This window comes from Curtobacterium sp. MCBA15_016, assembly GCF_001865105.1.
GTDB lineage: Bacteria > Actinomycetota > Actinomycetes > Actinomycetales > Microbacteriaceae > Curtobacterium.
In genome coordinates this window covers 16681-27268 of sequence record NZ_MJGR01000005.1, presented here as the reverse complement: position 1 = coordinate 27268, position 10588 = coordinate 16681, and the positions used below count along the sequence as shown (strand labels likewise).

Annotated in this window: 14 protein-coding genes; 5 read left to right on the top strand and 9 right to left on the bottom strand. The window is 72.2% G+C overall.

What is annotated here, in order from left to right; genetic code table 11:
- Positions 1-4: 4 nt before the first annotated feature.
- The 9 genes from BIV03_RS03115 to BIV03_RS03075 all read right to left on the bottom strand — a co-directional run bounded on the left by BIV03_RS03115 (position 5) and on the right by BIV03_RS03075 (position 6127).
- Positions 5-763 carry a flagellar biosynthetic protein FliR gene (locus BIV03_RS03115; RefSeq protein WP_070418906.1) on the bottom strand — a complete coding sequence of 253 codons (759 nt, stop codon included), beginning with the start codon at positions 761-763 and terminating at the stop codon, positions 5-7.
- Entirely contained in the window at positions 763-1038 is a 276-nt protein-coding gene (fliQ, locus tag BIV03_RS03110) for a flagellar biosynthesis protein FliQ (RefSeq protein ID WP_070418905.1), read from the bottom strand. The genes BIV03_RS03115 and fliQ overlap by 1 nt, the downstream gene beginning before the upstream one ends.
- Positions 1038-1859 (bottom strand): flagellar type III secretion system pore protein FliP, encoded by an 822-nt coding sequence (fliP, locus tag BIV03_RS03105; RefSeq protein ID WP_070418904.1) that lies wholly within the window; start codon positions 1857-1859, stop codon positions 1038-1040. The genes fliQ and fliP overlap by 1 nt, the downstream gene beginning before the upstream one ends.
- Positions 1856-2389 (bottom strand): flagellar biosynthetic protein FliO, encoded by a 534-nt coding sequence (locus tag BIV03_RS03100; RefSeq protein ID WP_071294622.1) that lies wholly within the window; start codon positions 2387-2389, stop codon positions 1856-1858. Before BIV03_RS03100 ends, fliP begins: the two co-directional genes overlap by 4 nt.
- Positions 2390-2397: 8 nt before the next feature.
- Positions 2398-3114: a flagellar motor switch protein FliN gene (gene fliN, locus BIV03_RS03095; RefSeq protein ID WP_071294621.1), complete on the bottom strand. Its 717-nt coding sequence runs from the start codon at positions 3112-3114 to the stop codon at positions 2398-2400.
- Entirely contained in the window at positions 3111-3989 is an 879-nt protein-coding gene (locus BIV03_RS03090; protein WP_083403170.1) for a flagellar motor switch protein FliM, read from the bottom strand. Before BIV03_RS03090 ends, fliN begins: the two co-directional genes overlap by 4 nt.
- 68 nt (positions 3990-4057) lie before the next feature.
- Complete coding sequence (locus BIV03_RS03085; protein ID WP_071294619.1) at positions 4058-4987, bottom strand: flagellar motor protein MotB; 930 nt, start codon at positions 4985-4987, stop codon at positions 4058-4060.
- Positions 4988-4989: 2 nt separating this feature from the next.
- Positions 4990-5820, bottom strand: coding sequence for a motility protein A (locus tag BIV03_RS03080; RefSeq protein WP_071294618.1), 831 nt, complete (start codon positions 5818-5820; stop codon positions 4990-4992).
- Position 5821: 1 nt separating this feature from the next.
- On the bottom strand, positions 5822-6127 hold the full coding sequence (locus tag BIV03_RS03075) for a flagellar FlbD family protein (protein WP_070418899.1): 306 nt from the start codon (positions 6125-6127) through the stop codon (positions 5822-5824).
- A gap of 285 nt (positions 6128-6412) precedes the next feature.
- Between BIV03_RS03075 and BIV03_RS03070 the strand changes: the two genes are divergently transcribed.
- The 5 genes from BIV03_RS03070 (at position 6413) to BIV03_RS03050 (ending at position 10551) form a co-directional block, all read left to right on the top strand.
- Positions 6413-7273: a DUF4397 domain-containing protein gene (locus BIV03_RS03070; RefSeq protein WP_071294617.1), complete on the top strand. Its 861-nt coding sequence runs from the start codon at positions 6413-6415 to the stop codon at positions 7271-7273.
- A gap of 2 nt (positions 7274-7275) precedes the next feature.
- Positions 7276-7938, top strand: a complete 663-nt coding sequence (locus BIV03_RS03065) for a class F sortase (protein WP_083403169.1) — start codon at positions 7276-7278, stop codon at positions 7936-7938.
- Positions 7939-8016: 78 nt separating this feature from the next.
- On the top strand, positions 8017-8562 hold the full coding sequence (locus BIV03_RS03060; RefSeq protein WP_071294616.1) for an RNA polymerase sigma factor: 546 nt from the start codon (positions 8017-8019) through the stop codon (positions 8560-8562).
- Positions 8559-9356 carry an anti-sigma factor gene (locus tag BIV03_RS03055; RefSeq protein ID WP_071294615.1) on the top strand — a complete coding sequence of 266 codons (798 nt, stop codon included), beginning with the start codon at positions 8559-8561 and terminating at the stop codon, positions 9354-9356. Before BIV03_RS03060 ends, BIV03_RS03055 begins: the two co-directional genes overlap by 4 nt.
- A gap of 28 nt (positions 9357-9384) precedes the next feature.
- On the top strand, positions 9385-10551 hold the full coding sequence (locus tag BIV03_RS03050) for a hypothetical protein (protein WP_071294614.1): 1167 nt from the start codon (positions 9385-9387) through the stop codon (positions 10549-10551).
- The last annotated feature ends 37 nt before the right edge of the window (positions 10552-10588 follow it).

The following is a 10588-nucleotide window of genomic DNA, read 5'->3' as shown; positions in this document are numbered from 1 at the left end:
GTCGTCACCCCCGTCCCGTGATCGCGGCCACCGCGTCGCCGGTGAGGGACGAGACGACGGACGGCAGGGCCATGAAGAGCGCGCCGGCGAAGACGACGGTCAGCCCGATCTTGATCGGGAAGCCCATCTGGAAGGCGTTGAGCGCCGGGGCGACGCGCGTGAGCAGGCCCAGGCCGACGTCGGCGAGGAAGAGCACCACCACGAGGGGCCCGGCGATCTGCAGCGAGGACAGGAACATCTGCGTGAGCGCGGTGACGAGCACGGACGCCAGGCCGCCGAGGTCGAACGTGCCGGTCAGCGGCACCGCGTCGAAGGAGCGCACGAGGCCGGCGACGATGAGCTGGTACCCGCCCGAGGCGAACAGCAGCGCGAGCGCCGCCATCTGGAACAGCCGCGTGAACTGGGCGCCGTTCACCTGCGACTGCGGGTCGAAGGCCTGCGCCAGCGTGAACCCGCCGAACAGGTCGATGAGCGCACCGGCCGACTGCACGGCGGCGAACACGAGGAACACGAGGAACCCGAGGGCGAGCCCGACGAGGAGCTGCGTCAGGAGCGCGAGCAGGAACGGTCCGGTGTCGAGCGACTCGTACCCGACCGCGACGCGCGGGGCGACGCCGATCGCCAGCCCGATGCCGAGGATCACCTTCACCGTCGCGGGGAAGGCGCGGTACGAGAACGGCGGCGCGATGACGAAGAACGCGACGAGGCGGACGCCGGCGAGCATCGTCGCCTCGAGGCGGTCGCCGTCGATCGACAGCTCCATCAGGCCGTTCCCAAGAGCTTCGGGATCATGTCGAACGCGACGTGCGTGAACCCGACCATCTCCGAGATCATCCAGTTGCCGCAGACGACCAGGGCGATCGCGACGGCGACGGCCTTCGGCACGAAGGAGAGCGTGACCTCCTGGATCTGCGTGACCGACTGGAACAGCGAGATCGCGAAGCCCACGACGAGCGACGTCACGAGCACGGGCGCGGCGAGCTTCGCCGACACCAGGAGCGCCTGGAGCGTGAGGTCGATGACGGCCTGCTGGTTCATCAGTGCACCACCTGGTAGCTCTCGATGAGGGACTTGATGATGAGCCCCCACCCGTCGACGAGGACGAACAGCAGGATCTTGAACGGGAGCGAGATCATGACCGGCGGGAGCATCATCATGCCCATCGACATGAGCGCCGCGGAGACGACGAGGTCGATGACCAGGAACGGGATGAAGATGACGAACCCGATGATGAAGGCGCTGCGGAGCTCGGAGATCACGAACGCGGGGATCACCGTCGTCATCGGCACGTCGGCCATCGACTTCGGGTTGTCCTGACCGGCGGCACGGGTGATGAGCGCCACGTCCTCCTCACGCGTCTGGTGCAGCATGAAGGTCCGCAGCGGCTTCGTCCCGATCTCGACCGCCTGGGTGAAGTCGAGGTGGCCGGCGAGGTACGGCTGCAGGGCGTCGTCGTTGATGTGCCCGAGGACCGGGGCCATCACGAAGAGCGACAGGAACAGCGCGAGGCCGGCCAGCACCTGGTTCGGCGGGATGGACTGCAGCGCGAGGGCGTTCCGCGTCATCGCGAGCACCACGAAGATCTTCGTGAACGACGTCATCATCAGCATGAGGGCCGGTGCGACGCTGAGCAGGGTGATCCCGATCAGGGTGACCACGGCGGACGACGGGGTGCCGTCCGGGCCGTTCACGCTGACGCTGAAGTCACCGGTCGACGGCGGCGTGGGCGTGGCGGGAGCGGTCGGCTGCACGACACCGGCCGCGTGGGCGCCGGTCGCCGTGAGCATGAGGAAGCCGGCGACGATCGTCACCCCCAGCAGGAGGAGGGCGATCAGGCGTCCGGTGCGTGCCGCGGTCACCCGGCCCGCCGGTTCCGGAGCGCCGAGGCGGCCTGCCGCCAGGTGTCTGCGGACAGGATCGACCCCTGCAGCTGCTGCGCCGTGGGCAGCGTGGTGCGCTGCGAGCGGCGGTTGCGGGGACGCATGGGCAGCGGCTGCGCCGCGTCGGACGGGAGGGACGGCTCAGCTGCCGTCTGCTGCTCCAGTTCCTGACGGAAGCGGTCGGCCGACGGGGTCGGACGCACCGGCAGCGTCACCGGCCCGGTCACGATCGTGAGTTCCGGCGCCGGCGCCTGCCCGCTGGTGAGCAGGGCGACACCGTGCTCGGAGACACCGAGCACGAGGCGCTCGCCCTCGACGTCGACGACGACGACGCTCGCCTTGCCGCCGATGCCCTGGCGGCCGACGACCTCGACCGACGCCGAGCGGCGGCCCTTGGCCTTGCCCGCACCCAGGCCGCTCTTCGCGACGCGACGGTGCAGCACCCACATCAGGGCGAGCACGACGCCGAGCGAGAGCGCGACGCGGAGGACGATGACGGCGGTGTCCACGTCGGGGCTCAGACGCTCTCGGCGACGTCGAGGATCTTCGTGATCCGGACCGCGTAGTCCTGGTCGACGACGACGACCTCGCCGTGCGCGATGAGCCGGCCGTTGAGCAGGACGTCGGCCGGGGCTCCGGCGCTGCGGTCGAGTTCGACGACCGCGCCGGGCTCCATGCCGAGCACGTCGCGCACGGACATCCGGGTGCGGCCGATCTCCACCGTCAGGGTCATCTCGACGTTGTTGATCCGGCCGAGGTTCCCGGCGGGCAGGCTCGTCGTCGGCGCCGCGGCGGCAGGTGCGGACACCGTGCCGTTCTCGCGGACGCGCAGCGCGAACCAGCCGCCGGGGACGCCACCGGCGGTCAGCTCGAACACGACCGTGTCCGGGTCGGCCAGGAGCGCCGAGGCCGACTCGCGCCGAGCGTCGCCGAGGACGCCGACGCCGAGGACACCGGCGGCGGCCTCGAGGGACGGGCGGAGCACGTCGGTCACGTCGACGATCCCGTGGTCGGTGCCGCCCGCGGCGACGACGGCCTCGAGGTCGGTGAGCACGAGGACGAGGTCGGCCGACAGGCCGCCGACGAAGGACGCGACCACCGCGTCACCGGCGGCCTCGAGGGCAACGGGGGTCGCGCCTCCCGGGACCGCCACCGCTGCCAGCGGAGCGGCCGTCGGGAGCTGCGCGGCGAGGGCCTCGGCCGCCTGCGTGTGGAGGGTGGTCGTGACGGTCATGCGGGCTGCTCCGATGTGGTGGTGACGACGATGCCGGCGAGGCGCGAGCCGTTCGCGCCGACGGCGGCGGTGCCGACGGGCTCGCCGTCGACCGCGATGGTGAGGGGGCGGTGCTGCGGGTGCGGCAGCGGCAGCACGTCGCCGACGGCGAGGCGCAGGACCTGCGACGGCAGCACGGTCGCCGGGGCGAACCGCAGGCTGACGCCGACCGGGACGCCGGCGAGCTGCGCGTCGACGAGGGCGCGGGCGTCGGCGGGGGTGACGTGGGCAGCGGCCTCGCCGAGCTGCGGCAGGACGGCGTCGGCCGGCAGCGCGAGCGTGCCGGGGGCGACGCGCTCCCCCACGCGGATCGTGAACGAGGCGACGATCATGAGGTCGCCCTTCTGGGCGGCCTGGGCGAACTGCGAGTTGAACTGGAAGCCGCCGGCGGTGACGTCGTGCGCGAGCAGGCCGCCGAACGAGTAGCGGAGGTCGTCGAGGGCGTCCTCGACGATCTTGCGGACGAGCGCCTGCTCGATCGGGGTGAACGTCCGGTCCGGGGTCGGGAGCGGCTTGGAGGCGCCGAGCGCGTGCGAGACCCAGGTGAGCGCGGCGTCGAGCGGGACCTGCAGCACGCCCTTCGGGACGACGTCCGCGATGGGGAGCAGGACCATGCCGGTGAGCGCGGGCAGCGAGGCGGCGTACTCGTCGTACGTCGTCATCTGGACCTGCTCGCACGTGACCTGGCTCACCGCGCGGACCTTCGCCGTCAGCTGGGTGCCCCACTGGCGCGCGAAGGTCTCGAAGGCGAGCTCGAGGACCCGGGCGTGCTCGCGGGCGAGCGTCGACGGGCGCGCGAAGTCGTACACCTCGGGCGCTGGCAGGGTCTCGGTCACGGGTGCGTCTATCGGTTCGCTGTGGAAGACCCGTCAGTACTGTGCCCCTTTCTGGGGCGGTGGTGCACTCAGCCGGCTCGTGCCCCGTCCTGCGCCTTCGCCAGGGCCGGCATCAGCGCGCTGACGTCCTGGTCCTGGTTCGACAGCACCACGATGTCGACCCGCCGGTTCAGCGTGAGGTCGGCGTCCGTCCCGCCCTTCGCCAGCGGACGGCTCGAACCGAACCCGACGCTCTGGATGTGCTGGGCCGGCATCCCGCCGCGTTCCACGAGGTCGCGGAGCACCCCGGTCGCGCGGGCGGCGCTCAGCTCCCAGTTCGTCGCGTACGGCGCGGTGGAGTTCCGCTGGTCGGCGTGGCCCTCGACGCTGACGTCGTGGCCGCTGGTCTTGAGCACGGGGGCGATGGCGTCCATGATCCGCTTCGCCTGGTCGGACAGGTCGGCGCTGTTCGTGGTGAAGTACGTCTCGCTGCCGACCAGCCGGACCGTGAGCCCGCGGGCGTCGACCGTGAACTGCACGTTCGACGTCTGCCCGGCCTTCGCGAGGTTCGCCTTGATCGCCTGCTCGATGGCCTGCAGGTCGTCGAGCTCCTTCTTCGCCGCGGCGACGTCGGCCTTCGTCGCGGTCGTCGGGACCACGGTGGAGGCCGGGTCGACGTTGGTGTCCTTCGTGCCGGACGACGCGGTCGAGTGGTCCGCCTGGGACTTGTCGACGGAGTACCCGGAGCCGTCCTTGACCTCGTCCTTCGTCACGACCGTGCCCGACGCCGTGTCGACCTTCTGCGACTTCACCTCGCCGAAGCCCGTGGCGAGCGAGTTCTTCAGCTGGATGTACTTCTGCTGGTCGACCGTGGACATCGCGAAGAGCACGAGGAACATGCACATCAGCACGGTGATCATGTCCATGTACGAGGCCATCCAGCGCTCGTCGGGGTGCTCGGCCTCGTCGTGCGACTTCTTCGAGCGTCCACGACCGCGCCCGCGGGGGTTGGCGCTCATCGTCAGGCCGCCAGCTGCTGGTCGTCGGCGTCTGCGTCGCTGCCCTTGCCGGCCTTCGCCTTGCCGCCCTTGGCGTCCCCACCGCGCGCCGCGGGCGGGACCATGGCGGTCAGGCGCTCGCCGAGCAGGCGCGGCTGGCTGCCGGCCTGCACCGCGAGGAGCCCCTCCATGAGCAGCGTCTGGCGGTCGGCCTCGAGCTGCGCGAGCTTGCGGAGCTTCCCGCCGATCGGCAGCCACAGGAAGTTGGCGGTGAGCAGGCCCCAGAGCGTCGCGACGAACGCGCTCGCGATGAGCGGACCGAGCTCGTCGGGCTTGCCGAGGTTCGCGAGGACGTGGGTCAGCGACACCACGGTGCCGATGATGCCGACGGTGGGGGCGAAGCCGCCGAGGCCCATGAAGAACGAGCTGGCCGACCGGACCGGGGCGGCGTTCGACTCGATCTCGTCCTCGAGCAGGATCCGCAGCTCGTCGCCGTCCGTGCCGTCCGCGATGTTCTGCAGCGCCTTCTTCATGAACGGGTCGTCGTGCTTGTCGGCCTCCTGCTCGAGCGCGAGCAGACCGTTCGCACGGGCCGTCTCGGCGAGCCCGACCACGTCGTCGATGACCGACTGCGGCGGGGTGACCTTGCCGGTGAACGCCTTCGGCACGGCCTTGAAGCTGGCGATGGCGTCCTTGAGGGTCGTGCTCGCGATGCCGCAACCGATCGTGGCGCCGAACACGAGCAGCATCGGTGCCGGCAGGAACAGCCCGGCGAGCTCGACGTGCTCCATCTCGACCATGCCGAACAGGGCGCCGAAGGCGAGCAGGATCCCGATGATCGTCGCGATGTCCACGTCAGCGACCCCCGTCCTGCGTGCGGGGTGCCCGGTCGGTGGACACGGCGTGGATCGGGGCGACCGGTGCCAGCGTCGGCTGCGGGCCGGTGGCGTTCCGCGCGGCGGTGTCCGTGCCGTAGGCCATGCCGACGATGCGTGCCCGGTACGCGGCGATCAGGTCGATGACGTCGGCCAGGGACTCGCGGACGATGTACTTGGCGCCGTCGACCATGATGAGCGTCGTGTCCGGCGTCTCCTGGATGCGCTCCACGAGATCGGGGTTGACAGCGAATCCGCTGCCGTTGAGTCGTGTGACGACGATCATGGCCCGTCCTGGTTCTCGATCGTCCCGCCGCCGTCCGTGGGGCGGGATGCTGCCCGTCCGTGGGCTGCACCGAGGACTATCGGCGGGCCGGGGCCGTTCGTTAGGCGTGACCGGCATGACCGGCATGACCGGCATGACCGGCATGACCGGCATGACCGGCATGACCTGCCGACGCCGGATTCCGGATCCACTGCATCCGATCGGCCCCGTCCGCCGGTAGTGCCGGTGTGACGTCGACGACGACGTCGTCCGTACCGGCCCGAAGGGGCCAGAAGGAGACCCGACATGCGCAAGACACTCGCCACCGGCCTCGCCGCCGGTGTGCTGCTCGCCGCCGCTGCGGCCGCGGTCCCGGCGGCCACCGCCTCCGCCGCCACCGGGGACGCGACGCTCTCCGTCCTGCACGCCGTCCCGGACGTCACGGTCGACGTCTACCTGGACGGGAAGCGCGCCCTCGACGACTTCACGCCCGGGACCCTCGCCGGCCCGATGATGGTCCCGGCGGGCGCCCACCAGCTCGCGATCACCGCCTCGGACGCAGCCGATGCGTCGGAGCCGGTCATCGGCCCCGTGGACGTCACGCTCGACGCCGGCGGGAACTACACCGCCGTCGCGCACGACGACACCAGTGGGAAGCCCACCGCCACGCTCTTCACCAACGACGTCTCGGCCACCCCGGCCGGACAGGGCCGTCTCGTCGTCCGGCACGTCGCAGCCGCTCCCGCGGTCGACGTGCTCGCCGGTGGCGAGGCCGTCGTCAGCAACCTGTCGAACCCGGACGAGCAGGCACTCGAGCTCCCCGCCGGAACCGTCTCGGCATCCGTCGCCGCCACCGGCACGACCGACCCGGTGATCGGTCCGGCCGACGTCGCGGTCACCGCCGGCGCCGACACGATCGTGTACGCCTGGGGCAGCCTGGACGACCAGAACCTGGCGCTCGCCACCCAGACGATCTCGGACCTCGGCGGCACGCCGAACGGGGTCCCGGCCGGCAATGCCGGACTCGTCGCGACGAACCGGACCGACACCGTCGGGATCGTCGGCGGGACGACAGCAGCCCTCGCGGCTGCGGTCGCGATCGGCGCGGTGGTGCTCCGGCGCCGCCGCACCGTGACCGGGGACCAGCGGCAGGACTCGGGTCACTGACCGTGCCGTCCCCGGTCCGGACCACCGCGGCGGCGCTCGTCGTCGCCGCGGTGGCCGCGACCATCCTGACCGGGTGCTCGTCGGGCGGCTCCCCCACCCCCGACGGGCACCCCTCGACCGCGATCCTCTCCGGGCCGTCGTCGACGCCGACCCCGGCGCCGTCGGCGTTCTCGACCGCGGTACCCCAGGTCCGCGCCACGGTCCCACCGACCGTCCGGGTCGCCGCTCCGGCCCGGATCGCCGTCGACTGGGCCGGGGTGCGGGCCGACGTCCGTCCCGAGGGGGTCGACGACCAGGGCGCGATGTCCCTGCCGCCCGACCCGGCCGTCGCCGGCTGGTACCGGTACGGCGCAGCACCGGCGTCGACCACGGGGACCGTCGTGATCGCCGCCCACGTCGACGCCGTCGGCTACGGCGTCGGGCCGTTCGCCCACCTCCGGGACGTCCCCACCGGCACGACCGTCACCGTGACCGACACGGCCGGTGACCGGACCCGGTGGCGGATCGACTCGGTCGCCCTCGTCGCCAAACGCGGCCTCCCGTGGGCCTCGGTCTTCCGGACCGACGGACCGCGACGGCTCGTCCTGGTCTCCTGCGGCGGCGCGTTCGACGAGTCCACCCACCACTACAAGAGCAACCTCATCATCAGCGCGACGCCCGCCTGACCGCCCGGGACCGGACCGATCACGACCGCCGTACGATCGGGTCACGGTCGACGACGACCACGCCAGCGACAGGATCCAGTGACGACCACCCTCCCGGACGACAGCGAACTCTCCGACGCGTTCAGCGCCGGGAGCGAGGACGCCCTGCGCGCCGTCTACGACCGCTGGTCCCCGCTCGTGTACTCGTTGGCGCTCCGCGCGCTGGGCGACCAGTCGGCGGCCGAGGACGTGACGCAACAGGTCTTCGTGAAGGCCTGGCGCCGGAGTGCCAGCTACGACCCGGAGCGGGCCCCACTCGGCGCCTGGCTCGTCGGGATCACCCGGAACTGCATCGCCGACGCCTTCGCGGAACGGACACGGCACGCCAGGACCACCGACCCGACCGTCGTCGAGGAGACCGCGGCGGCACCGGAGTCCGAGTTCGACCTCGCCGAACGCGCACTGGTCGCGGGCGAGCTCGACCGGCTCGACGACGTGCCACGCCGGGTCATGCGCTTGGCGTTCTACGACGAGCTGAGCCATCGTGAGATCGCCGAACGGCTCGGACTCCCCCTCGGCACCGTCAAGAGTCACATCCACCGAAGTCTGGCTCGGCTCCGAACACGTCTCGAGGTGATCGAATGAAGCACGTCGACGACGAGACGCTCGCCATGCTCGCGGTCTCCGGTGTCGTGGCCGACGACGCCGTGACGGAGCACCTCGCTGCCTGCGCCCGGTGCCGCGACGAGGTCGCGGACCTGCAGCGCGTGGCCGCCGTGACGCGTTCGTCCTCCCACGTCCGGCTCGACGCACCCCCGGAGGCGGTCTGGGACCGCATCGCCGCGGAGGTCCGGGACGGTCCGCCGCGCGACCTCCCGGCGGAGTCAACCGCACCGGTCGCGGTCTCCGGAACGGGCCGCCCAGGAGGAACGACCCGCCCCCGCGGACGGGTCACCCCCGGTGGGCCCCGCGTCCACCGCCGTCGGCGCGTCCTCCTGACCGTCGCGGCCGTCGTCGGGGCGTTCGCGATCGTGCTCGGGATCGGCGTGGCGACGGGTGCCCTGCCCGGGCTCCCCGGCTCGGCGTCCGAGACCGTGCTCGCGCGGGCGGAGCTCGACGCGCTGCCCGGATGGTCCGGCGCCGGTGGCACCGCCGAGCTGGAACGGGACCGCGACGGGCGGCTCTCGCTCGTGGTCGACCTGCGCGGCGGGACCGGACGAACGGGTACCGGTGCCCTGCGCGAGGTCTGGATGATGCGCTCCGACCTCGACGGGCTCGTCAGCGTCGGGTTCCTCGACGGCGACCGCGGGCGGTTCACGGTCCCGTCGGGCATGGACACCGCACGCTTCCCGGTCGTCGACGTCTCGGCCGAGGCGGACGACGGCGACCCGGCGCACTCGGGCGACTCGATCGTGCGCGGCCGGCTCGCACGCCCCTGACCGAGGACGTGCGCAGTAGCCTGACGCCGTGATCACCCCCGAGGACCTGCTCGTGGGCCCCCGAGGCCGACGCTTCTGCTTCGAGCTCCTCGGACACGCGGCTGACGAGTCGTCCGCGGTCGCCGAGCACCTGTACCAGCTGATGGTCTGGACCGAGTACCACCTCGACCGTGATCGCGGGGACGCTCCTTCGCTCTTCGGACCCGGTGCCGACCGACCGGAGCCCGCTCCGTCGACGTCCGAGGTCGTCCGCGCACTCGAGGCGGTCATCGACACGGTCGACCCGCGGTCGATCGACACCACGCAGGTCCTCCGCGCGCTCGCGGACACGGCCGACACCGCGATGTCCTGGCAGGAGCCGGACGCGACCGACGTCCTGCTCGCCCGGTCCGAGTTCGCCCCGGCGCTCGCCCGGCTCGCGAGCACCTGGGCGTCCCTCCCCGCGGTGACCGCCGTCGTCGAACCGCCCGGAGCGGTGACGCAGTGGAGCACGGTCTTCGACGGCGAGCACGGGCGGCACCCCGACCGCGGCGCCGGTCCGGGAGCAGCAGCCCGGAGCCTCACTGCGTGGCACCGCGCACTGACGACCGAGGTGGCCGCAGTGCGGCCCCGCGATCGTCGTCGCCCGGCCGCGGCGAACGTGAGCGGCTCCTGGTGGTCGACACCACCGTCCGAGCTCGTCACCACCACCGCCGCCGTCGGGACCCTCGGCCCGATCGGGCTCTGGGCGGTGGAGGACGGATTCGGCTGGGAGCGTGCCACCGTCGCTCCGATCCACCCGACACCGGACGTCCGCGTCCTGGTGGTCGACTCCGCGGAGGACTGGGGTGCGCTCTGCCGCCGGTGGTCCGTCGACGTGAGCGACACGACGCGCCGGCACGACTGGTACCGCACCACCGGCCGCGACGGACGGTGGCTGACACCGGACTGGTCCGCGCTCGCCGAGACCCACGACGCCGTCCACGTGACGGTCCGCGCGTGGCTCCGCGCAGCCGGCACCGCGATCCCGGTCGGCCCCGACACCGCGAGCGTCATCGCCGGGTGGACGCCGGACACCACCGTGTGGCTGCGCGACCCGCAACCGGTGGTCGACGACGACGCCGCGACCGTCTGGACGTTCGACGGCGACGCGCTCCGCTGGACGACAGGTGACGACGAAGTTCTCACAGACGGTGTATTCCCGACCCGATCCTGAGAAGCCTGGGCGTTGTCCCCCATGATTTATCTCATGA